General features: G+C 41.7%; 19 protein-coding genes and 1 pseudogene. 7 read left to right on the top strand and 13 right to left on the bottom strand.

What is annotated here, in order from left to right; genetic code table 11:
- Positions 1-418 precede the first annotated feature (418 nt).
- Positions 419-2,110 (bottom strand): C4-dicarboxylic acid transporter DauA, encoded by a 1,692-nt coding sequence (gene dauA, locus GQR89_RS13185; RefSeq protein WP_158770470.1) that lies wholly within the window; start codon positions 2,108-2,110, stop codon positions 419-421.
- Between the two features lie 587 nt (positions 2,111-2,697).
- Between dauA and GQR89_RS13190 the strand changes: the two genes are divergently transcribed.
- A complete protein-coding gene (locus GQR89_RS13190) occupies positions 2,698-3,054 on the top strand; it encodes a hypothetical protein (protein WP_158770471.1) in 357 nt (118 codons plus the stop codon).
- A gap of 124 nt (positions 3,055-3,178) precedes the next feature.
- On the opposite strand, the gene GQR89_RS13195 is transcribed toward GQR89_RS13190, so the two are convergent.
- The 7 genes from GQR89_RS13195 to GQR89_RS13225 form a co-directional block, all read right to left on the bottom strand.
- Positions 3,179-6,376, bottom strand: a complete 3,198-nt coding sequence (locus GQR89_RS13195) for a response regulator (RefSeq protein ID WP_158770472.1) — start codon at positions 6,374-6,376, stop codon at positions 3,179-3,181.
- Between the two features lie 424 nt (positions 6,377-6,800).
- Entirely contained in the window at positions 6,801-7,187 is a 387-nt protein-coding gene (locus GQR89_RS13200) for a VOC family protein (RefSeq protein WP_158770473.1), read from the bottom strand.
- Positions 7,188-7,417: 230 nt separating this feature from the next.
- Positions 7,418-9,316: an amino acid ABC transporter ATP-binding/permease protein gene (locus tag GQR89_RS13205; RefSeq protein WP_158770474.1), complete on the bottom strand. Its 1,899-nt coding sequence runs from the start codon at positions 9,314-9,316 to the stop codon at positions 7,418-7,420.
- On the bottom strand, positions 9,309-11,195 hold the full coding sequence (cydD, locus tag GQR89_RS13210) for a thiol reductant ABC exporter subunit CydD (RefSeq protein WP_158772266.1): 1,887 nt from the start codon (positions 11,193-11,195) through the stop codon (positions 9,309-9,311). The genes GQR89_RS13205 and cydD overlap by 8 nt, the downstream gene beginning before the upstream one ends.
- Entirely contained in the window at positions 11,185-11,337 is a 153-nt protein-coding gene (gene cydX, locus GQR89_RS13215; RefSeq protein ID WP_158770475.1) for a cytochrome bd-I oxidase subunit CydX, read from the bottom strand. Before cydX ends, cydD begins: the two co-directional genes overlap by 11 nt.
- Before the next feature lie 69 nt (positions 11,338-11,406).
- A complete protein-coding gene (cydB, locus tag GQR89_RS13220) occupies positions 11,407-12,546 on the bottom strand; it encodes a cytochrome d ubiquinol oxidase subunit II (protein WP_158770476.1) in 1,140 nt (379 codons plus the stop codon).
- Entirely contained in the window at positions 12,543-14,129 is a 1,587-nt protein-coding gene (locus tag GQR89_RS13225; RefSeq protein WP_158770477.1) for a cytochrome ubiquinol oxidase subunit I, read from the bottom strand. The genes cydB and GQR89_RS13225 overlap by 4 nt, the downstream gene beginning before the upstream one ends.
- Before the next feature lie 401 nt (positions 14,130-14,530).
- Here GQR89_RS13225 and GQR89_RS13230 point away from each other — a divergent pair, with 401 nt between their 5' ends.
- The gene (locus GQR89_RS13230; RefSeq protein WP_158770478.1) at positions 14,531-15,160 is read left to right on the top strand and encodes a LysE family translocator; all 630 of its coding nucleotides are present in this window, start codon (positions 14,531-14,533) and stop codon (positions 15,158-15,160) included.
- Between the two features lie 64 nt (positions 15,161-15,224).
- Here the strand turns inward: GQR89_RS13230 and GQR89_RS13235 are convergent, their stop codons facing one another.
- The 5 genes and pseudogenes from GQR89_RS13235 to GQR89_RS21350 form a co-directional block, all read right to left on the bottom strand.
- The gene (locus GQR89_RS13235) at positions 15,225-15,575 is read right to left on the bottom strand and encodes a lactoylglutathione lyase (protein ID WP_158770479.1); all 351 of its coding nucleotides are present in this window, start codon (positions 15,573-15,575) and stop codon (positions 15,225-15,227) included.
- A 148-nt stretch (positions 15,576-15,723) separates the two neighbouring features.
- Positions 15,724-16,362 carry a 2-dehydro-3-deoxy-6-phosphogalactonate aldolase gene (locus GQR89_RS13240; protein ID WP_158770480.1) on the bottom strand — a complete coding sequence of 213 codons (639 nt, stop codon included), beginning with the start codon at positions 16,360-16,362 and terminating at the stop codon, positions 15,724-15,726.
- Positions 16,363-16,566: 204 nt separating this feature from the next.
- Positions 16,567-16,773, bottom strand: a pseudogene (locus GQR89_RS21760) (2-dehydro-3-deoxygalactonokinase); the annotation flags it as partial.
- A 402-nt stretch (positions 16,774-17,175) separates the two neighbouring features.
- On the bottom strand, positions 17,176-17,469 hold the full coding sequence (locus GQR89_RS13255; protein ID WP_233268968.1) for a hypothetical protein: 294 nt from the start codon (positions 17,467-17,469) through the stop codon (positions 17,176-17,178).
- Positions 17,470-17,896: 427 nt separating this feature from the next.
- Positions 17,897-18,253 carry a DUF4336 domain-containing protein gene (locus tag GQR89_RS21350; RefSeq protein ID WP_199271325.1) on the bottom strand — a complete coding sequence of 119 codons (357 nt, stop codon included), beginning with the start codon at positions 18,251-18,253 and terminating at the stop codon, positions 17,897-17,899.
- 467 nt (positions 18,254-18,720) lie between these two features.
- On the opposite strand from GQR89_RS21350, the gene GQR89_RS13265 reads away from it, so the two are divergent.
- The 5 genes from GQR89_RS13265 to GQR89_RS13285 all read left to right on the top strand — a co-directional run bounded on the left by GQR89_RS13265 (position 18,721) and on the right by GQR89_RS13285 (position 23,915).
- Complete coding sequence (locus tag GQR89_RS13265; protein WP_158770483.1) at positions 18,721-19,380, top strand: DUF6796 family protein; 660 nt, start codon at positions 18,721-18,723, stop codon at positions 19,378-19,380.
- A 15-nt stretch (positions 19,381-19,395) separates the two neighbouring features.
- Positions 19,396-20,991 (top strand): VCBS repeat-containing protein, encoded by a 1,596-nt coding sequence (locus GQR89_RS13270; protein WP_158770484.1) that lies wholly within the window; start codon positions 19,396-19,398, stop codon positions 20,989-20,991.
- Entirely contained in the window at positions 20,991-21,389 is a 399-nt protein-coding gene (locus tag GQR89_RS13275; protein WP_158770485.1) for a hypothetical protein, read from the top strand. The genes GQR89_RS13270 and GQR89_RS13275 overlap by 1 nt, the downstream gene beginning before the upstream one ends.
- 160 nt (positions 21,390-21,549) lie before the next feature.
- Complete coding sequence (locus GQR89_RS13280; protein ID WP_158770486.1) at positions 21,550-22,533, top strand: transposase; 984 nt, start codon at positions 21,550-21,552, stop codon at positions 22,531-22,533.
- A gap of 356 nt (positions 22,534-22,889) precedes the next feature.
- Positions 22,890-23,915: an IS110 family transposase gene (locus GQR89_RS13285; protein WP_158769517.1), complete on the top strand. Its 1,026-nt coding sequence runs from the start codon at positions 22,890-22,892 to the stop codon at positions 23,913-23,915.
- The last annotated feature ends 301 nt before the right edge of the window (positions 23,916-24,216 follow it).

Below are 24,216 nucleotides of genomic sequence, written 5' to 3' on the forward strand. Positions count from 1 at the left end.
AAGTAAATATTCCGTCAGTTGGATATGACTTTCGTATCAATTTCAATTATAAATTGGAAGGATTATTCAGTGGCTAACGCGTGGTTAAAAGTAACCTTATACGTGTTCCAATAGGCGAAGAATCTATACTTAATTTAGAATTCAGTCTGCTGCACGATATGGCATATTGTTAGTAGCAAACAACAGACGCATTTCATTTTCCTAACAGCTATCGACCACTTTTAACTATGCTATATGCGTCACCGAGAGTCCGCTGTATTGAATCCCGCTTAATAGATTACGAATTTGGTTGTCACCTGACAAAACTCTGCAATATTGCGCTGATTATTGGTTAGCGTTAAGCAACCATATTTACATAGGATATTTAGTCATTGGGTCTTAACAAACCTCTTTTAAACCGCGTTAATCACCAATAGGGTTAGAGTATTTTGTTAGCCACTGCAATCGCATCCGCTAATGTCCTCGAAAAATGTATTTCTGCAGGTTTATCAGTGATACCAACACGATGTAATTTTAGTGCCATTCTTTCTTGCAAGTTACTGATAATTAAGAATACTTGTTGTTTTTCGAGGGTATCTGCAATTGATTCCATTGCTACAATAGCGCTCATATCGAGCATGTTAACCTCCGTCATATCGAGTATGACCACCCGTAGATCTGGTGTCACTCTAGAAATAGCTTCCAGTGCTTTTTGTGCTGAGCCGAAGAACAAGGATCCGTTAATGTCATATATGGCAATACTGTTGGGCAGATCTCCATGGACTCCATGATTTTTCTCAATCCTAGTCGTATTTGTTACTTTAATGCTTCTGCGGATAAATAACATTGCGGCCAACCCCATGCCTACCGCGACAGCAATAGTCATATCAAATAATACCGTGAGTGAAAAACATAAAATCAGAACAATGACGTCATCCCTTGGGGCAATTTTTATCGTCCGTATAAATTGTTTTGCTTCACTCATATTCCATGCAACCACAATTAATAATGCCGCCATCGAAGCCATAGGTATATATGCGAGTAAAGGTGTAAGCGCCAATATCGCCCCGAGAACAAACAGACCATGTACCACTGAAGCCAGCGGAGTACTGCCACCTGCTTTGATGTTTGCTGCGGTACGGGCAATAGCGGCAGTGGCAGGAATGCCTCCAAATAACGGGGCGATAATATTACCAATACCCTGTCCAATAAGTTCATCATTCGAATTATGTTTCTTTCCCGTCATACCGTCAGCTACCACCGAACATAACAGCGATTCAAGCGAACCCAGTATCGCAATGGTGATCGCTGAAGGTAATAGCAGCTTGATAAGTTCAAAACTTAAACCAATGGGTTTACCGTTGGCACCAGATAAATTCCACGGCCATTCAAAAGCTGGCAATATGGCAGGAATACCATTACCTGTTATGCCATTTATCTCATAGTGAAATCGACTACCGATTGTCGCAACCGAAAAATCCTGACTGAACTGGCTAAGTAACCATGCAATCATGGAGCCTAAAAAAAGAGCGACCAGATGACCCGGTATTTTTGATCGAACACGTGGCCACAGCAGCAATATGGAAATGGTTAACCCACCAATTAAAGACTCTTGCCAGTTAATGGTTGGTAATGAATTCACGATCAATATAAGTTTATCGAGATAATCGCCATTCTGTGTTTGGATGTCGAGTCCTAGAAAGTCTTTTATTTGGAAGGTACCAATCACAACACCAATGCCTGCTGTAAAACCGATTATGACAGGGTATGGAACAATCTCGATAAGCTTACCGAGTTTGCCTACGCCCATCATTATCAAAACAATACCAGCCATTAAGCCACTAACCAGCAAACCGCCTATACCAAACTGCTGAACGATCGGCAATAACACAACCACAAACGCTGCCGTGGGACCCGATATATTGACCTTCGACCCTCCGCTGATGGCAATAACAATGCCTGCGACAATAGCGGTATACAGGCCATGCTGTGGCGGAACCCCGCTTGCAATGGCGAGTGCCATAGAAAGGGGCAGCGCAATTACACCAACCGTTAATCCTGCAAGAATATTCGCTTGAATATCTGAAAATGTAGCGCGACTAGCTAAGGATTTTCTTAATGCTGAAAACAATGCTTATTCCTTTATTGAGTTTTAACGCCTATGCGTATCAGGCAAACTTACTGGGCGACCTTTGCGTTTTTTGCACAAATCATAGCGGCTCATAGCGCCACTAATTTTTCAGGTACAGCCACTTGTTGAATGAAGTGACAATACGATAAAGTGGATGATCGTCTTTATTTCCTCTGCGCGAATTCAACTTCGATATTGAAGCTGTATTTAGGAGTGTTGTGATAATCATCAACAATTAAGCCAGCTTGAGTCAAGTTTACCACGCATATCCAACTTAATTGACGGCGTAAAGTTAAAGTGCTGAAACAAATACATGTATCGCCTTTTCTCTCGTTAGGTAGGGGGATGCTTAATACATTTTTTAACATGACAAAAACAACATACAACCGACTTGTTCTGGTAATATTTATTAGAAAATAATCTGCACAAAAGACCTTAATTTACTGACATTAATTATCGAACATGTGCTCGTTATGCCATTTAATCTCGCAGCACGGCGGTAATGAATTTGTGTAACTATGTCTGTGAATCATTTGAAAATAAACACGTTAGCTTAAATCGGTCAGGCCTAAACAAATGGAGCAACTATGAAAATTGTGATTGGAAAATTTAGTAATGAACCTTTTCATGCATTATCAAAAAAAGACGTTAGTTTGCTATTTAAACTTGTGCCCAGTGAATGGGCAAAACTTGTATCTAGTGTAGTGCTTAGCTCGAAAATATTTAAAAAAACTAAACTGACCAAACCCGTTGAATATGCGGCCACAAGCAAACAGCTATCCATTTATTCAAGAGGCGAAATACGGGAAGATATTGCCCGGCAAATACTGATTGAATTAGCCTCAATTGCTGCACAGTCCGAAGAGACTAACAGTGAAAAACACTCCGCATTAGATATTGCCATCAAACCTTACATGGATAAGTTTTTAAAGGCGAAGGTATAACAAGATACTATTTTTAAGCGTTTAATCGATATGAATTAAAAAGTCTGATGTACTTCTACTTGTATGGATTTACCCGTAAGTTTATTGAAACTGCACCATCGTTCATTTTTAAAGTCCTATTAATTTAACTGTGCACTTTCAATTTAGGTAACCATAGCTCTAATGTCTGTTGCAGTTTAAGTGTTTCCACGGGCTTGGAAATAAAGTCATTCATACCAGCTGCTAGGCACTTGGCGCGATCGCCCTGCATCGTGTTTGCAGTCATGGCAACAATGGGGATGTCTCTGTTTAATACCTTCGATTGTGGGTCTCGAATGCAACGACTGGCTTCAAAACCATCCATCACTGGCATCTGACAATCCATAAAGACGAGATCGTAGGGTAGATTTTCAAGTGCGACTAAAGCCTCTTCACCGTTGGCCGCCACATCAGCTCGTATGCCAAACTGTTCGAGTAAAGATTGCGCTACTATCTGGTTAATTACGTTGTCTTCTACAATCAACGCCCGAACTTTAAACTGTGGTTTTTTGCGCGTACTGTATGCCGTGAGCAATGGAGCATCATCTGAGGTCAGCCCAGCTACTTGCATGAGTGAATTTTGCAAAATAGATTGATCGACCGGTTTATTCAGATAAGCGCTAAATCCCGCGTCCTTGAATTTTTTTCCATCTCCCCGTTGCCCTTGAGATGTAAGCATCATCAGATGGGTATTGGCCAGATCGGGCGTACTTTTGATCATGGCACCCAAATGGGCGCCATCCATGCCTGGCATTTGCATATCAATTATCGCGATGCTGTACGGTTGCTTCTGTGCTACCGCAGTAGATAGACTTTCCAGTGCGTCTCTGGCACGGCTAACGAGTGTATGTTCAACCTGCCAGTGGGTCAGCAAGTGTCCGAGCAATTCACGATTGGTAAGGTTGTCATCGACGACTAATATTTTTTGGCCGCTTAGGTCCGCTTCCGCATGTTCGATGTCCGCAGGTTCAGCATTTTCAAGGTCAAGCGTAAACCAGAACGTTGAACCCTTACCTTCGATACTTTTAATACCGATCTCTCCGCCCATTAACTCCACTAATTGTTTGCTGATAGCGAGCCCTAAACCGGTTCCCCCATGCTTGCGGGTAGTACTTCCATCCGCTTGACTAAAACGTTCAAAAAGCCTCGCTTGTTGTTCAGCGTTCAAACCCATACCGGTATCGGTCACTTCAATCAACACAGTGCTGCGTAATTCAGTTTCCTGCTGCACACTGTAATACACAGCGACTTCGCCTTTTTCAGTAAACTTGATGGCGTTGCCGACTAAATTGTTGAGAATTTGACGAATACGTCCGGGATCGGCGTTATACCACTTGTGTAGCAATGGATTGGCGGGGCAGATTAATTCAAGCCCTTTTTCATGAGCACGCACGGCGATACTGCGACCGAACTCATTCATCAGTGATCCCATATCAAATTCAATGGCTTCCATTTGCAACATACCTGCTTCTACTTTAGAAAAATCTAGGATGTCATTGATGATGGTCATCAGCGATTGAGCACTGTTTTTAACTATTTTGGCAAAGTTATATTGTTCTGCATTTAATTCGGTGTCGAGTAATAGATTAGTCATGCCTAACACCCCATTCATGGGTGTACGTATCTCATGACTCATGTTGGCGAGAAATTCACTCTTGGCTAAACTGGCTTGTTCGGCAATGAGTATGGCCTTGTTCAGTTCTTCTTTAGCTTGATGTCGCTCGGTGACGTCTCGAGTAATACCAACAAAATGCTTGGCATTATTGATAGTCAGTTCGCTAACCCCTAATTCCATTGGAAAGGTTGAGCCATCTTTGCGTTGACCAATAACCACACGCTCGCGTCCTATCAGCTTTTTTTCACCGGTTTTGATATGGTGACTCAGATAATCGTCATGTTCGCTATGATACGGCTCAGGCATTAAGATTTTAACATTTTGGCCAATCACATCCTGTTCGTCATAACCAAAAATTCTACTTGCTGCGGGGTTAAATGACTCAATATTACCGTGCTCATTAATGGTAATAATACCATCCACTATGTTATCAATGACGGCAGAAAGTCGTTTGGTTTGCGCATTAACTTCATCATTTAATAGGATGGTTGCCTGTTGTTGATTTTCAACAAATGTATTAATAGTTTGATACAGAGTAAGCATTTCATCGCTAACTGAATCAGTATCAAGTCTCACAGTCAAATCACCAGCCTTAAAACGTTCGCAAACCTGCGCCATCGTCACGATAGGGGTCAATATTTTTCGTGATACAAACCAGACAATCAATCCAATCGCTAAAACGCCCACCAGTAAACTGACGATCAATGTCTGTCGTAAAGAAGTGCTTATATCAGAAAAAACCAGATTTTCCGGAATATGGAAGGTTAATACCCAGTAACGATTATGATCTTGAGGTACGAAAAATATTTTCTCAAATCCCTCCAGCTCTTTATCGTTTTTATCGTAGCGTATGAATGAATCTTGACTGAGTATGGTTTCAGCCATAAACGGCTCTTCGATACTTAATTTATCGTCAATACCCAAGTCGAATCCGAAGGTTCTAACGTTATCAGCGGCTTTAATAAAGAAACCTTTATCATCAACTATTGCTCGCTGTACACCATTGGTTTGAGAAATAATTTCTTGAAACAGCTGTTCAGTAGATAAATTTAATACCATCACTGCAGAAACTACTCCTTGTGCATCGTAAATAGGAGTCGCTATTCTCAACACCGAAAGATGAGGTACCTGAATGGCGCCATGCTCTCGGTTCAAATTGACATCTGAATAGTAAGTTTCTCCGGCTTTCAATTTGATTGTTTCTTTAATATAAAGAGAGTCAGACTTATTCTGCAACTCATTCTCTGGGACAACACTTATTTTACCATCAGCTGAGCGCTGAACTCTTACCAGTTCATCACCCTTAACATTGATAAAACGTATTTGCTGAAATTCTGAATGATTAGTCACAGACGCTAATAAAATCACAGTCAGCCGTTGACGCCATTCTTCCAATGTATCGCCACTAACGGGATCAACGCCATTGTTGGCCAGGGCTCTTAATATTGCGTGGTTTGGGGGGACATCGCGTAACGACAGTAGGTTTTGCTTTTGGTTTTCTACGGCGACTTCAATAGACCGTTTAAGTACCCTAGATTTACTTTGTTCCAATTTAAGGACGGTGGTCTCAGCCAGTTTTCTTGATTGCCAGCTACTGGTATAACTGATGAAAATTAACGCAATAGCTATCAGTCCACCTAATAAAAGTGCTGTTTTAGCCTGAAGTCCAAACGTAAAATTTTTTGTCAAAGTGAAAATCCTTTGTCACCCCTGATTACGCAGGAATGCTTTGCTGTATCGCCAGCATCGTATAACACACAATATAAGTGAAGCCGCAGACAAGCAAGGTTGAGTGTTTGGATAAATCAATACACTCTTTATCTGCATTATAGGATTGTTCTGAAGCCGCCCTATCGTTTTTTTGTAATAATAGACATAATTAAAAACATGGTCGTCATATTATCAATAAAACCATAGCGTCATTTCTCGGTGAGGTAATGGTGTTTTCCTTTTTATATGGAAACACCACCACAGAAAATAAACAAAGAAATAAACCTGTGTAAACGTGAAACTCCTTACACGTTTAGTTAGAAATACAACTTACATTGTCGGTATTGCTATTTATTTGCGCCCCAATCACCTCGTTTGCTCATTTATCTCTAAAAGACTAATCTCATTGACCCGCAGGCGGTTCCCATAACTCGACCTTATTTCCTTCCGGGTCAATAACCCAAGCAAACTTACCGTACTCAGAGTCATCAATCTTATCGAGTACATGACAGCCCTCAGCTTTAAGAACCGAAACCAACGCGTAAAGATCGTTTACACGGTAATTAATCATAAATGAGGCCTTACTTGGTGAGAATGTATCATCCGCTTGTGAACTAACAGACCAGATTGTCGTTCCATTAGTAGATTCACCATCCTCTGTGTTCCAAGAGAACGCAGTACCACCCCACGGTTGAACATCAACGCCTAGATGACGTTTGTACCAAGCGCGTAGTGCTGGCGCATCCTTTGCTTTGAAAAAAACTCCGCCAATGCCAGTAACGCGTTTCATGTAAACCCCCGATATCGTGGTTGATTGCCCTGCTCCCGTCGCCCCTGAAAAACCTGCTCACGAAATCACTTAAGCTGTTCAAACTGCTTTTGTTCCATTTACAAGCTTGAGAATTAACGCATTTGCTATAACTTATATACCACCAAAACCGCAAACGGTATAATTGAAGAATAAAAAGTATAGCGCTACCCCCTCAAAGCACTACCAACCACAGCCCTAACAACCTAGCACTAAAACCGTGTGGTTAGTGCTACATATTCCTCGTGGGCTAACAATAATGCTTGGTGGGTACCCTCACCTCTTACATGGCCGTTTTCCAGCCAAATCACTTTATCCATGTTTGTTAATAACGCGGGATCGTGGGTAATACACAATACAGTGCTGCGACCCATAGCTTGGATAATTGCCCGCATAACGGCGTGTTTAGACTGATTGTCTAGTCCTTCGGTGGGCTCATCCAACACCAAAATAGCAGGGTGACGTAATAACATTTGCGCTATGGCTAAACGGCGTGACTGACCTTGCGACACACGTCTACCTGCGCTACCCAAGCGAGTATTTAAGCCATTCGGTAATTCTTGTAACCAATCACCTAACTGAGCTTGATCGCAGGCTTTTTGCATTTGTTCAACACTTGCATTTGGCTCTGCGTAATGCAAATTATCAGCAATGGTGCCATCAAAAATATGATGCTGCTGGGCTAAAATCCCCATCAACTTGGTACGCTTCTCAAAGCTGAGTTCTTTTGCCACACATTGATTTTTCTGAGTGTTATTTAGGCCTTTTTCACTATTGAAAATAATATGGCCTTGTTGCTCAGGCCATAGTCCGCTGAGTAAATTCACCAATGTTGATTTACCACTACCACTTGGCCCAACTAAGGCAACTTTTTGCTTACTTTTAATCATAAAACTGACATTTTCAAGGGCATAACGGTTACTTGCTGAATCATTAGCAATGCCATTACTAACTGAACTATTGGTGCTGTGTGAATTCGCTGTTTGACTGTGCGTCAGTGCATCATTGGCGTATTGATAGCTCACCCCTTGCAAAGTGAGCCCGATAGCTTGTTCTGGTAAATCTAATTCAGTAAAATTTTCTGCTACGGAGAATTGCACGCCATCAGGTTCCTTGGCATTTTTAGCTAGCTCTTCCACCTGGCTTTGATCCAATTTGTCATGTAGCGCAAAAATGCGCCCCGCCGCACTTAATGCTACGGGCATTTGAATAAAGGCATTCGGTAAGGTTAGTACGGTTTCAAAACTGGCCAGCACGAATAGGCTTAGCATGGCCAAGTGCACATTTAGCAATTGGCCAGAATGAACTAAAGGCACCAGTAGAATAACACTAGCAACCATTGACAACTGCACCACAATCAAACTTAAACCATCACTATCGGCCAACGCTTTATGGCGTTTATCTAACAGTTCATTATAGTTTTTCTGTATATGGTTGCATTTCGCTAGTTGGTTGGCAGTTGCCTGATAGATGGCCAACTCGCGCTGACCTGTTAACATATCGGACAGGGCTTCTCGTAACTCGGCTGAGCGCTGAGTTTGCTGTGAAGCGGTACGTCTTAGCTTTTGGCTTAACAGTATAGGTAACCCGACTCCCACCAGCAAAATGCCACACAAACAGATCATCGCAACCGCAACGTTGAAGTCTGCAATAATCGCAATAACGATGGGCACACAGACCAATGCCACAAGCATAGGTAACAGAACATTGAGATAAAACTTGTCCAGCGCGTCTACATCATTTTGCATGCGATTGAATAAATCAGCACTGCGATTCATGGCTAAGTCTTTGTTATTAAGTTTGCTTAAGGTGGCAAATACATTAACGCGAATTTCACTTAATAATAAAAAAGTGGCGTTATGGGTAACTAAGCGCTCTCCGTAGCGCGAGACACTGCGCACTATGGCTAAAAAGCGAATAATACCGGCTGGGGTAAAATAATTCATTTGTACGCCTGCGATACCGGCTGCGGCCATGGATGCTAAAAACCAACCTGAAATCGCCAGTAAGCCAACATTAGCAAGAACTGTTAATACCGTTAGAAACACACCGAGCAACATAGATTTATAATGCGGCCGGCACAATTTTAATAAGCGCATAAAGTTAGTCATGACTATGCACCTTTTGTGAAACCGTCTTTTCGTCCCCGTTAGTTTCTGCGTTCGTTTTACCCATATCGCCACCGCTATTGAGCAATAACGTAAAAGGACCTGGCTGCTGGCTGATATCTTGGTAACTGCCTTGTTGTACTATCTTTCCGGCTTCAAGCACTACAACCTTATCTGCTTGTTGTAATGTTCCCAGGCGATGAGCAATAACCAGCACTAAATGCTGCTTGGCGTATTCGTTTATAGCCGATTGCACACTGTGTTCAGTTGCGCTATCAAGGTGAGCCGTCGGTTCGTCCAATACTAAGATAGCAGCTTGTTTAATAAAAGCTCTGGCGAGGGCGATGCGTTGCTTTTGTCCACCTGATAACCCTTCACCTTGCTCGCCCAATACGGTATCGAAGCCATTCGCTAGGGATTGTATGAACTCAAGGGCACCCGCTTGCTTAGCAGCCTGGTGAATTTGCGCTTCTGTGGCGTTAGGTTTTGCTAGGGTGATATTGTCTTTTATACTGGCGTAAAACAAGGTAGGTTGCTGGGGTATCCACGCGATGTGCTGTTGCCAAACAGGTATATCTTGCTTACAAAGCGGTTGATCGTTCAGCTTAATGCGCGATATTACCTGTGGATAAAAGCCCAATAAGCAATCAAATAAAGTACTTTTTCCTGCACCACTGGCACCAACAAACGCGATCAATCCCGTTGAGGGTAAGCTCAACACTATGTCGGTAATGCCCTCTTGACTATCAGGGTAAGTAAAACTCAGCCCTGAGACAGAAACACCATTAATTAAACGACTATTTTGAACAAACCTTGTGCTAAGCGCCGCGGTTTTTTCCTCTTCTTGCAGGAATTTTTCGTCGTCAGGATCAGTAGCGTTGACTCTCTCATCGGTTGGACTGTGCAATATGTCTAACATATCCCCAGCGGCACTTATTCCTTCTAGGCGAGCGTGATAATGGTTGCCTAACTTACGCAACGGTAAATAGAACTCCGGGGCTAACAGCAACACCACAAAGCCGGTTGCAAAGTCCAATGTGCCAAAAAACAATCTAAAACCAATCAACACAGCCACAAGAGCAACACTGATCGTTGCTAAAAATTCCAAGGCAAAAGACGAGAGAAATGCGACTTTCAATACGCTTAATGTCGCGTGGCGGAAATCATCAGAAATACGGGCAATTTGTTGCAATTCGCGCTTAGTGGCATCGAATAACTTTAACTGCGTTAAGCCACGAACCCGATCAAAAAAATAGTTGCCCAACATGGCTAATTGTTGCCATCTGGCTTGATTGAGCTGCTCCGCTTTCGAGCCAACCAAAATCATAAAAAATGGGATCAGCGGCGCGGTAAATAGAAAAATTAGACCCGCTTGCCAATCTGTGGGGAATATCACTACCAAAATAGCCAGTGGTACTAGCGCACTATAGGCCACGCTGGGCAGATAATTGGCATAATAGTCGTGCAAGGCTTCTACCCCGTCGTGCACAGTATTGAGCAGTGCCCCGTGTCCTTTTTTATCGGTGAAATGGGGTCCAAGCTGAGTGAGTTTTTGTAGTAAGTTGGCGCGCATAGCAGATTTAATATTGCGTGCAGCACGAGCACTAAAGCGTTGACTGAGGGCTAAAAACACGCCTCTGGTGATAACAATTATCCCTAAAAACCACAGAAAATGGCTCACTTCGCGGATATTCGCGTCTTCAAACATCACAAGATGAATAACTTGTGCCAAAAGATAGGCACTCGCAATCATCAATAAGGCATTAACGGTACCAAGGGCGATACTGAATTTAAGTAGACCCGCTGCGGGAGCGGATTCCCGTTTTAAAAAACCGCGCAACAACATTTGTTGTGCGCGGTCTGGACGGGGTTTAGTTGTCACGTTCTTTGCTGAGCTTGTCATACAACTCTTTCTGATCGTCCGCTACGCTGTCTTTATTTTGATGAAATTCGTACCACATCACGTTAATCACGCCAAGTGTACAGGCTAACAATACGCCTAAGATCCAAGCAAAATACCACATACATTTTCTCCTTAGGCTACATGTCCATGGATTAAATGGACATGGCCTACGTTGGTCAACAATAAGCGATTAATAGCTACCGTGAGTGTTATTTTCGATTTCTTTGACTGTAACTTTGCGCCACATTTTGACGTAGCACCAAGTGGTGTAAAACAAAATCAAAGGAATAAATATTGCCACTGCAACAAACATCACATTCAATGTCATATGACTGGAAACTGCATCCCACATGGTTAAGCTCACGTTAGGGTTATTGCTAGAGGGCATAACGAATGGGAACAAAGACACGCCCGCCGTCATAATAACACCCACCAACATGACACTTGACGATACCAAGCCTAAACCTGGTCTACCCATTTTCGAAAACAGCAGCGCAAGTGTTGCCATAGCAAAGCCTAAAGCAGGGAAAATAATGGTCAATGGCATCGCAGTGTAGTTATCTAACCAAGCACCCGGCGCAGTGGTCACCATTTTACCAATAGGATTAGCATAGCTTTGTGTATCCGGCATACTAACGATTTGATATCCATCCATATTAGCAACCCAAACACCCGCTGATGCAAACAGCAACATGAACACGATTAGTGCATAACGACCATATTGCCCAGAACGTTTTGCGACGTCACTATCGGTGCGCAGTTGCAACCACATACCTGCATGTCCCATCAACATCGTGATACTAATGAGACCGGCTAATAATCCAAACGGATTGAGTAAGCCAAAAAATGACCCTTGATAACTGGCGCGTAACAAATTATCGATGTTAAAAGGCACACCTAAAAATAAATTACCAAACGCGACACCGAATACTAATGCCGGGATCGCACTGCCACAAAATAGCGCCCAATCCCAATTATTACGCCAGCGATCAGTCTCTATTTTGCTGCGATAATCGAAGGCTAGCGGGCGAAAAAACAGCGCGAACAAGACCAACAACATGGCGAAGTAAAAACCTGAAAACGCTGCCGCATACACCATTGGCCAAGCGGCAAATAAGGCTCCACCTGCGGTAATAAACCACACTTGGTTACCGTCCCAGTGGGCGCCAATGGTGTTAATGACTGTTCTACGTTCACTGTCGGTTTTACCGACTAAGCGCAGTAGCATCGCTACACCCATATCCATACCATCGGTAATAGCGAAGCCAATCAGCAATATGCCTATAATCAGCCACCACAACAGTTTGAGGGTTTCGTAATCAAAGATCATGATTGTGCTCCTAGGTCATCACTGGTTTGCTGATTAATTTTTTCAAAGTGATACTTGTTCGTATGCAGCGAGCTTGGCCCGAGACGAATAAAGCGCAGCATTAACCAACTCATGACAATGGCCAAGCCCGTATAGAAGATAACGAAGCCGGCGATACTGATCAGTAGATCGTTAGTGGTCAGTGACGAAGTCGCTAAGAAGGTGGGTAAGATTTCTGATATTGCCCAAGGCTGTCTTCCATACTCTGCCACTACCCAGCCAAATTCGATGGCTATCCAAGGCAAAGGAATACTGAATACCGCGGTCCATAACAACCAGCGCTTCTGTTCGATAACGCGATGTGCGTTATAGTAGAACGCCAATACAAATACGATAAGCATAGCCACACCACAGGCCACCATAATCCTAAACGACCAAAACATCGGCCCTACTTGTGGAAACGAGTCTTTTACTGCTTGTTGAATTTGCGCTTCGGTGGCATCCACAACATTGGGGGTATAACGCTTAAGCAGTAAGCCATACCCTAAATCCGCTTTTAACGTATCAAAGGTAGCAATATTTTCTGGTGTGTCTTGACCACTTCTGAGTATCTCTAAATATTTATACGCCAACATACCATTACGAATGCGCTTTTCATGATTGATTTCTAAATCATTAATACCGGTAACTTGTTCGTCTAAAGAACGGGTAGCGATAATGCCCAACGCATAGGGTATTTTGATTGCAGCGTGTGTCACTTGTTCTTCTGAATCTGGGAAGCCAAATACCGTGAACGCAGCAGGCGCTTCTTCGGTATGCCACTCAGCCTCAATGGTCGCAAGTTTCACTTTTTGTACTTCGCCAACTTCGTAACCTGATTCATCACCGAGCAAAATAACACATAATATTGACGCTAAACCGAATCCACTGGCGACAGAGAATGAACGTTTCGCAAACGAAATATCACGCCCTTTTAAAATGTAATAGCTGCTGATACCCAGCACGAACATAGATGCGGCAACGTAACCGGCTGATACGGTATGAATAAACTTAACTTGAGCAACTGGGTTAAACACCAATTCTGCGAAACTGGTCATTTCCATACGCATGGTTTGATAATTAAACTCTGATCCCACTGGGTTTTGCATCCAACCATTGGCAATCAAAATCCATAATGCCGATAAGTTAGTCCCCACCGCCATCAAAAAGGTTACGCCTAAATGTTGTCTGCGGGTGAGTCGATCCCAACCTAAAAAGAACATGCCCACAAACGTAGACTCAAGGAAGAACGCCATCAGACCTTCTATCGCTAGCGGCGCACCAAACACATCACCAACATAGTGAGAGTAATAGGACCAGTTGGTACCAAATTCGAATTCCATGGTAAGACCGGTAGCCACGCCAATGGCGAAGTTAATACCGAACAACTTACCCCAAAACTTGGTCATATCTCGGTATATTTCACGGCCAGTCATCACATAAACTGTCTCCATGATAACCAGGATCCAAGTCATGCCCAGCGTCAACGGGACAAAAAGGAAATGGTACAGTACCGTGATCGCGAACTGTAATCTCGATAGATCCACAAAGGTTTCATCTATCATGTTAATGGCTCCTAGTAAGGTCGCATTTGCGACGCCAAACAAATCTAAAAATAGGTGATTAACACTCTACGCTTATGAAGTTTCAGTAATTACTGAAACTTTGTCAACTTTACTCCTTTCGCTCATTTTATGTCAACTGATAGCTTATATTTAATTTAGTTAATATACGGAAAATTTGACCTACGTCAGTAATAAAGAGTCTACCTAAGTTGATTATATTAAATCCTCTTACCTATACACCTAGTAAATTCATGCTTGGGTTTGTATATTGCTCGACACAGGGGTAAGACGTTACTGTAGTGGTCAACTAATTCCTGACGCTGAAGTTACAATTCGCCAAACATCCCCCTATACAGGTTTCATAGTGAAAACTGTTAAATACATACTAAACAGGAAGACGGATGGATTTGCACGCCTACTTTATTTTTTTAACCACCACCATCATAGTGTGCATGTCTCCGGGACCTGCTGTAATCACAATTGCTTCTCAGGGGGCTCGTCACGGAGCGAAAAAAGCCCTGTGCGGGGTAACCGGTGTAGCTAGTGCGAATGTGGTGTACTTTCTGTTATCTGCCACTGGCATAGCCTCACTGATAATCGCATCTAACTTACTGTTTTCGATCATTAAGTGGATTGGAGTGCTGTATTTACTTTACTTAGGCTTAAATGCATTATTTAGTAAAAGCGGCGGGTTGAGCATTAATAAAAAGGCACACTCAAGTGCTAAAGGTGTGGCGTTATTTAGCCAAGGTTTTATCGTTGAATTGGCTAACCCAAAAGCCTTGCTGTACTTTTTGGCATTACTGCCACAGTTTATTGACATTGAAAAACCCATAATAGGGCAACTGCTAATTATGGGCGCCTCCTGTTTATTGGTCGATTTGATGTCTTACACAATGTACGCTTATATTGGCCAAAAATTGTCCAATGGTTCGGTTAAGTCGTCGATTGTAAACGTAATCAATAAATCTGCCGGAGGTTTTTTACTCTTTGCTGGCATAAAAATGGCTTCGGTCAGCGCAAATATTTAGTCAGCGTCAAATTCATACCTCACTAAAACGCATTGGTTATAAACAAGGCCATTTCATCAATGCCCTACTGGGTGTTTAATTCCGTGATATGCCACAACTCGCCTGACGGTCCCCACAAATAAACGACCTTGCCCCAAGATTCGTGTTTAATTGGCTGATATTTAGTAGCCAAATCACCCATGCTTTCAATTTGCGCAAAAGCGGCATGTATATCTGGCACAATCAATTGCATCATAAGGTTTTCAGCGAATGCTTGTTGGCAACTATTCTGTAAAAAGAAGGTACATTCATCACAGGTAAATAGACATAATTGATCATTGACGGATTCTTTGCTAAAGCCTAACGCTTGGTAGAATTGTTGGGATAGCGCAAAATCTTTGCTCGGAATAAATAAACGAATATCAGTTGTGTGCATACTCTGACCTTTTCAATGATCTGCTGTTTAAATGTTACCTAAAAGCTTACTGTTGCATGCAATAGCAAGCAAGACTCTTTAAATAGCGTTAATCGGCGCAACGAGCACGACTTATCAAATATATAGAACAGATTTAAGATTTAATCTGTTATTTTCGGTTAACAGCTGCGCGGTATGCGTTTACATAACCTTTTGCATTTTCAGCCACTTGCGCCACCGTCATGCCAGCTTTATACAAACCTGAACCCAAGCCAAAGCCGCCAGCACCCACATCAATAAAGCCAGCAATAGTTTCGTTAGAAACTCCCCCAACGGGCAAAACAGGTATATTGTTAGGTAATACCACCATCATGCCTTTCAGGCCAGTTGCACCTAAGGTTTCTGCAGGGAATAATTTAATGCCGTCGGCGCCAGCATCAATAGCTTTAAAGGCTTCTGTAACCGTATAGAAACCGGGAATGCAGTACAGGCCTTGGGCTTTAGCACGGCGAATAACATCGGTATTCACATTAGGAGAGATAATGACTTTGCCACCTATAGCGTGCTGATCGACCTGTTCACAGTTCAATACGGTGCCCGCACCAATAATCAAATCATCACCAAATGTATAAACTAAACGCTTTATACTTTCATAGGGCTGAGGCGAATTAAGAGGTACCTCAATAATTCTGAAACCTTCTGTCTGCAATGTTCGAGCAACGTCAATCACTTCGTCTGGTGTAATACCACGTAAAATAGCGACCAGCGGTAACTGAGTCATCGCTGTTTGAAAAATATTTAAACTCATCATTAATCCTTAAAAATGAAAGGTTGAAAGCAGGCCCAGCGGCTAAATTGAGTTTGACCGAATCAGTTTTACACAAACTTACGCAGGGTTAAATTAACTGCACTGCTTTAGCAATACTTAACACGCCTTTACGTGACGCGGTCTCGGCATCAGTAAAACTCACTTCAAACGAAGTTTGGACGATAACCTTTTGATAAAGCGCATTTAATGCGGGGGCGCTAACAAGAATAATCGTTTAACTAAGATTGCTTTCACGGTCTTTTTTGCTGATTGACTAGCATGCATAGTCAGCATATCGAACAATTCACTGGCGATAAGCAGACCTGACAAATAACTCTGTACCCCAGATGCATGGAGCGTCTTATTCAAAAATTTGGAAAGGGCGCTAAAAAATTTATGTAGCAAACAACCCGGTGTTTTTGCCGTTTTATACCTGTATCAAATGCATCACTGTCAACGTTACCGCCATCACTCACATGCTGATACATTTTGTCTAAAATGCTGTATTTATCGAACTCAGCGGACATTTCACCTGTCATATAGGTACTAAAAGTCGTAATCAAATTAACCGTTAACGGTCGGCATTTATTAATTCTTAGGTTTGGCTGCTTGCTCAACAAAAGCGCACCAGAGTATATGATAAACTCAGCCTAAATTAGATGGGTTTAGAAGCATAGATATATTACTTAAATCAAGACATGATAATTATTCTATTGGGGGGTAGCGCTCTCATAGCTGGCAACTATCTTTTAGTTAAAATTTGCCACAAAGAAGCTCGGCAAGCTGTGATAAGTACCTTATTGTATGCCTTGTTCAATTTTCAGATATTTGTTTTTTCCGACGGTAATGTAATACAAAGGCAGGAAAATAGCCGTGATGAAATTGCTTGAAAAGCTGTTTTTCACGGTTAGTTTGTTCTGTGTTAATGTAGAACTTTCGGCTGGTACACCAGTCAATCCTTGCTTGAAGCGTCATGGTATCTTCAGAGATTGTTATCGTTTGAACATCTCCACGCTTTAGCGTGGCTATCTCGACATCATCTGCAAAGAGTTTGTAATCTCTTGTCATGTCGCCAAATTGTTTGGGTCGAAAAACCTGAATCTCCATATTTTACCTCGTGAATATACCCCGATCACAAACGAGCAAATTTTTAGCCTCGCTCTGACTGTTTTGTTATACATTATAATTTGAGCCATAAGAATGACTTTTGCAAAAACTGAACCCGATTGCCTAAAATACACTCCCCATGCGATACCACAATAACTTCGGGCTCCCAGCTCAAAATGATAGATAGTGACTTTCTAGCCTCATTTATCCCACCTATAAAACTTAAACTCCAATCAATCAGTGTTTTGCCATGGGGGGATAAAATGCCTGTCACTCTCGCTAATATTATTTGCCACCAATTGAATGAATCAGGCTTAAAGTTCTCAATAAGGTCAGCTAATATTAACGTTTTTGAGCTGGAGTGAGAAAATACAACCTCCTGTAAAGCTGGGCTACCTTTGAAAATTGTTTGATTGATTTCAGTCGATCACTCAGTTTCTGGATGCATTCCCAACTCTTTATCGAACGTTATATCACGCCTCTTTTTGACTAAACCCGGTGACGCGTAACAAATGGCCTTTGGAAACGCTTTTATCCAATCTGCTATAAAGAGGTGGTGTAATTTATTTGGAGAAACAAGGTATTTAACGTTACCTAGAGCCGATACCTCTCTGATAAGATCTTGAGATAATTTCAGTGATGAATGTATCCATATATCGCCACTTGCCATCTTAATTAAAGTCATTATGGTTGTATAAGGCATGCCAAAAAAAAGAACCGCTTCACCCTCAACAGTCCAAATGTTTTCTCCGATATTGTTTAGCACTTTAACTGCCTTTTTCATGACGCTCGTTTCTAATGAATCCCCTTATAAACTTAAGTAGAAACAATACACTAGTAAATTGAGTATCTCGGTAAGATCCTCTTGTTTAAGGACTCAGAAAATGTGTTTTTTTTGATTCAGGCTTATTACAGTGAAACCCTAGTTGTAGCACTAATTTGTCGCAAAGCTGGGCTTAAAGAACTTATTTTTAACCTACCTGTGAAATACAAGCTACATTGTACAGGTCCTTTCACTGAATTCTAAAAATTGTAATTAAGCGAAGGTACGCTTGCGAACCAACCCACTAATATAATTGGGAGTGCTCGAAGATATTGAACATTTTCGGCTATCAAACGCAAGCACGAAATGAATGTTGCCTTATATTCCTTGGCCAATCGACTTCAAGTGTAGACGAACTGCTTTAAACATTAGATATGAGGTGCATTTGATGCATGTGATTTTCATTAAAAAATTAAGAATAGACAATAATGGAACGAAATAACGTAATCGTATTGACCGGTTTAATTGGGTTATTAGCTGCGGTGTTAGTAGGTGCAGGTGAATTCCTATTACATTTTGATCCCCTGGCTAGATACTCTGAAGTGCATTACGATTTTATGCTTGCTACATCTGATTTACAGCAGACCATCGGGCATTTTTTAGGCGCTCTTGGCGCACCGCTTTACATTGTAGGGTGCTGGCATATCTACTTGATGCTTAAACCCGCCAATCAAAAACTCGCCTTTTTCGGTTTTTTAATTGGAGCCTATGGATTTATGTTAGGTGCTGATTGGATCAGCTCACGTGCCAGTATCGGTGCCTTGATCCATGCCAAAACGCAAGGTATGGACGTCGATCACCTCATAAATCTCTACCAAATCCGATATGAAAGTTTGCTCACCGTAGTGCGTATTACTACCCTGTTGAGCTCTGTTATCTTTATTTATTTAGCGGCCACAGGACGCTCACATTATCAAAAGTGGCATGCTTTTTTTAGCCCTATCGTGCTCCTGCTCTTGTCTTTTGTGGTGTACTTGATCAATCCCTCTATAGGTAAATATTTAATGCCAATCGCGCTAAATGTTGGATTTGGCTTATTCTTTATTCTGTCTTTAATACAAACAAAAAAACTAAGAGTGTCAGCATAGAGCTCAAGGAAACATATGAAAAAATTATTGCTTATACCCGTCACACTGATCGTCTTATTGATCATGGTTTTTATGGTCAAATTTACCTTAGATAAAAACAATCCATATGATGTTTCAACCAATGGACTCGCTATACCCGAGTTTGATTCTTATTTATTGGATTTTGATCAGAAACTCAGCAATGCCGAATCTTTACCATTTACCGCCAGTGCAATAATTGATATCGATAATGACGGTACCGAAGAGCTTTTCATTGGTGGCGGTCCTAACCAGAAAGATGCCCTATTCGGGTATATCAACGGTAAATTGGAACCACTAAATTCGGATATCATCAGCAAGCCAGACATGCAGGATGCTACCTTCGCTGCGATGGTTTTAGATGCAGACGGTAACGGTTTTTCTGATTTAGTCATCACCCGCACAACAGGTGTTTGGTTATATTCGAATCAAGATGGTAAGTTCAGCCCACAGAAACTTGACTTGCCCATTCAATCAGACACCACACCATTATCTGTAGCTATCGCAGATATTAATCGTGACGGACATTTTGACATGTACGTGGCCGGTTATATAAAAAAGGAATTGGTTGAAGGTCAAAACATTTTCAACAAAGAAGGTTATGGCGGCAGTAGCTTGATGTTGCTTAACAATGGCGATAATACCTTTACTGATATTACCGACTCGTCGGGACTAAAATATAAACACAATACCTTTATGGGAATTTTTGTTGATATGGATAACGATGGTTTGGAAGATTTAGTCGTCGCACACGATACTGGTCATGTCAAAACCTGGAAAAACGTCGGCGGCAATAAATTTACTGACGTTGCGAATCCAAATAGTGACGAATATAGCTATCCCATGGGGATTGCGGTTACCGATCTTGATGACGATGGTCTTGTTGATTTCTTTTTTTCCAACGTTGGAAGTACCCCACCAAGCTTTTTGGTAAAGGGCGATTTACGTGACGACCAAAAATTTAATCCCAAATGGATCATGTTCAAAAATAAAGGCGACTTTGAGTTTAACGATGTTGCGGCACAGGTCAAAATTGCCGACTACGAGTTTTCTTGGGGCGCAATATTCGAAGACTTCAATCTAGACGGACACGATGATCTAGTGGTGTCAGAAAACTACATTGGTTTCCCACCTCACAAGCTTTCTTTATTGAGATTACCTGGGCGGTTTTTGCTGCAAAATAATCAAGGCGAGTTTGCTGAAACCGGAGAGCAAAGCGGCGTAATTAATACGGGTTATAGCATTACCCCCATCACTGCCGACTTTAACAATGACGGATATCCTGATGTGGTACATGTGAATATTGCCGGGCAATCAAAAGCCTTTATCAATAAAGGCGGCGAGGCCAAATATCTGAAAGTAAAATTACCTGATACCGTTTATTCAATTGCTGCAAAGATTACTGTCACAAGAAGCGATGGCAAAATCCTTCGTCGTGACTATGTATTGGGCGAAGGACTTAATTCTGACCAATCTCATGTGCAAATTTTTGCTTTAGAAGATGCACGAGCTAGCGAAGTCAGTGTGCAATATATTAATGGTGAAAAATCAGTTCAAACAGGGAATTGGATTAATTCCACTGTTTCATTCTAATGTCTAAACGTCTAAACCAAGCACTCTATCTATCTCTAATGATATTAGTCATCTTTGGATTATGGGGTGCACTTCAAGTGTCTTTTGATACGTTAACAACTAAAGCCCCATGTCCTGACGTGGGCGGAGTTCCAATTTGTTATTTGGTCACAGTGGGTTATTTGTCAATGTTCTTAAGCGTGCTTTTTTCCGCTTCTAAACGGGCAAATAACTTGTTTTATCTGGGCTGGGGATTGGTTTTGATTATCGCATTGGTTGGGGTAATTACTGAAATCGTATTAGGAGATATATGCCCTGTCAATGAGCAAGGCATACCACTGTGCTACTTATCTCTCGCCCTATGCCTGCTGATTGTCAGTTTATATTTTATAAAGAGCAAACTTCAAAATCGTAAATAAATAAAAAGACCACCCACCAAGCCTATGTTCGCAACTCCGAAAATAACAAAGGAAATATGTAGACACCCATGAAATATGAAGACACCCATAATAAAAATGGTTAATTTTTAGGGCTGAACTACGCTTAATACGTGTTTCATTTTTCTCAGGTAGATGGACTATGCCTCAGCCTCGAAAAAGCCAAATCAGTTTAATCGATACGCCTTATTATCACTGTGTGTCACGCTGTGTTCGTCACTCGTATTTATGTGGAATAGATAAACATTCCGGGCAGAGCTATGAGCATCGTCGGGGTTGGGTAGAAGAGCGTTTATTGTTTTTATCTACGATATTTGCCATCGACATATGTGCTTATGCGGTTATGAATAATCACACTCATGTAGTGCTTTGTGTTAATAAAGCGTTGGCTGAGAATTGGAGTACCGATGAGGTGTTGAGGCGGTATCACAAACTCCATAAAGGCACTTTGCTCACACAGAAATATGTGAACGGCGATACGTTGAGCCAAGGGGAGCTAATCACGCTTGATGACACGGTAGAAATATACAGAAAACGTTTATATGAAATCAGTTGGTTTATGCGTGACTTAAACGAACGCATTGCCCGTGAAGCCAATAAAGAGGACGGTTGCACTGGTAGATTTTGGGAAGGACGATTTAAATCACAAGCACTGTTAGATGAAAGTGCTGTTTTAGCTTGTATGGCCTATGTAGATTTAAACCCCATTCGCGCAAGAATTGAAAAAACACCCGAGACATCAAAACACACTAGTATCCAAAAGCGTACTCAAGCTGTTAAAAATCAACAAGCCCAACCGAGCTCGTTAATGCCCTTTGCGGGAAATCCTCGTAAAAACATGCCAAAAGGTATCGCTTATTCACTCAAAGACTATTGTGAGCTCGTAGAGACTACCGGTCGCTGTATCCGCTATGATAAGGCGGGTTGTATCAATAATGATAAAAGCCCCATTCTAGAAAGACTGGGATTAGATAGCGCTCAATGGTTAACGTTAACGACTGAATTCGAAAAACACTTCTGCTACGCCGCAGGTGCTGAGCAAATGATGAGCGCCTTTAAACGTCATACCCATCATCAACGGTTACGCGGAATGACAAAAGCAAAAGAGCTGTTAACGCGCGCATAAATCTGTTTTACATAACAAATCTCATGCATAATATCTCACGACTTTTACCCGTGCATAAAATTCATATAATTCCTCTTCTCCTTTTTAAATCGCTCGATATTTCAACAAAAGCCCTCATCATTCGGATTAAAAGTATGGTTAATTTGTGTTAATGGAAGTTCTTGCGAATGGAAAAAAAGAGGACAATTTACGGAAACATTTTATGCGATTTTAAAGATGGGTGTCTTTGTAACTCTTATGCGATTTTAAAGATGGGTGTCTTTGTAACTCCTTGAGATGGTCACTCCAAAGGCATTAAAACCTGCCATGATTGAAAAGTTATCAAGCAATATCAATCAATTAATGGAGTGACCGAGATGAAATGTAACCTAGTTAGCATTGATTTAGCAAAGAATGTGTTCCAGTTATGCGCCTTAGATGAGCAAAACAATGTGATATTCAATAAACAAATAAGAAGAGATAAGTTGCTCCATGAGTTGCGCCAAATAGAGCCGACCTTAGTTGTGATGGAAGCTTGTTATTCAGCTAACCCTTGGGGTCGTAGGTTCAAGGCGCTAGGCCATACGGTAAAATGCATTCCTGCTCATGTGGTTAAGCCTTTTGTGCGGGGCAATAAAAATGATGCCAACGATGCGCTAGCGATTGCCGAAGCCGCACGGCGACCCAATGTGCGTTTTGTTGAAATAAAATCTGTTGAGCAACAAGACGTTCAGTCGCTACAGCGTATCCGTGAACGATTACTCAAGAATAGAATTGGAGATAGTAATCAACTCAGAGGACTACTAGCTGAATACGGTATTGTCTTACCCGTTAAACACGGTGCGCTTAAAAAGTATGTGCCGGATATCCTAGAAGATGCTGAGAATGAATTGAGTATTACGGCCAGGCATTTCATTGAGCGTTTACATAACAATGTACAGGCGTTAACGACGCAAATAGAAGAAGTGGATGGAATATTAATTTCACTACTCAAAGATAATAAGGCTTATCAACGTATATTAAACGTGCCTGGTGTCGGGGCTAAAGTGGCTGCGACATTCTTAGCCAGCGTGAACGATATCCACGTCTTTAAAAATGGTCGGCAATTTGCTGCCTGGATTGGTTTAACCCCTGCACAGTATGCCAGTGGGGATAAATCACGCATGGGAGGTATCACCAAACGGGGCAACCAAAGCTTACGTAAAATGTTAATTTTGGGCGCTCGGGCGGTATTGAATTGGTGCGACAAAACAAATGACAACCTGAGACGCTGGGCACAACATATCAAAAAACGCATGCATGGCTGTAAAGCTGTAGTGGCATTGGCGAATAAACTGGCAAGAATTATTTGGGTAGTCATGGCAAAAGAAGTCGAATTTGACGTCAAAAAAGCATGTGCATAACACGCAACACACATAGTAAACATAACAGTACTAAGCGGTAAAAAGCATTGATGATTTAAACGGTTATGTCTTATTTGGAACCTCAGCAAGACAACTGCCTTCGAGGCAATATGGGTGCAAAGGCTTATAAGACTTCAATTGAAACTCATGAGGGCACGGCGAGTATGAATATCGCCATAAAGATGCCGGATATATGTCACAAGACCGTATTTCATTTTATGCAAAAGCTGTTTGGAAAAGGCCAATTATGACAACGTAACGCTTAAACGTTTGTGAAAGAAAAACGAAAACCTGTTGATAA

Source organism: Paraglaciecola sp. L1A13, assembly GCF_009796745.1.
Classification (GTDB): Bacteria; Pseudomonadota; Gammaproteobacteria; order Enterobacterales; family Alteromonadaceae; genus Paraglaciecola.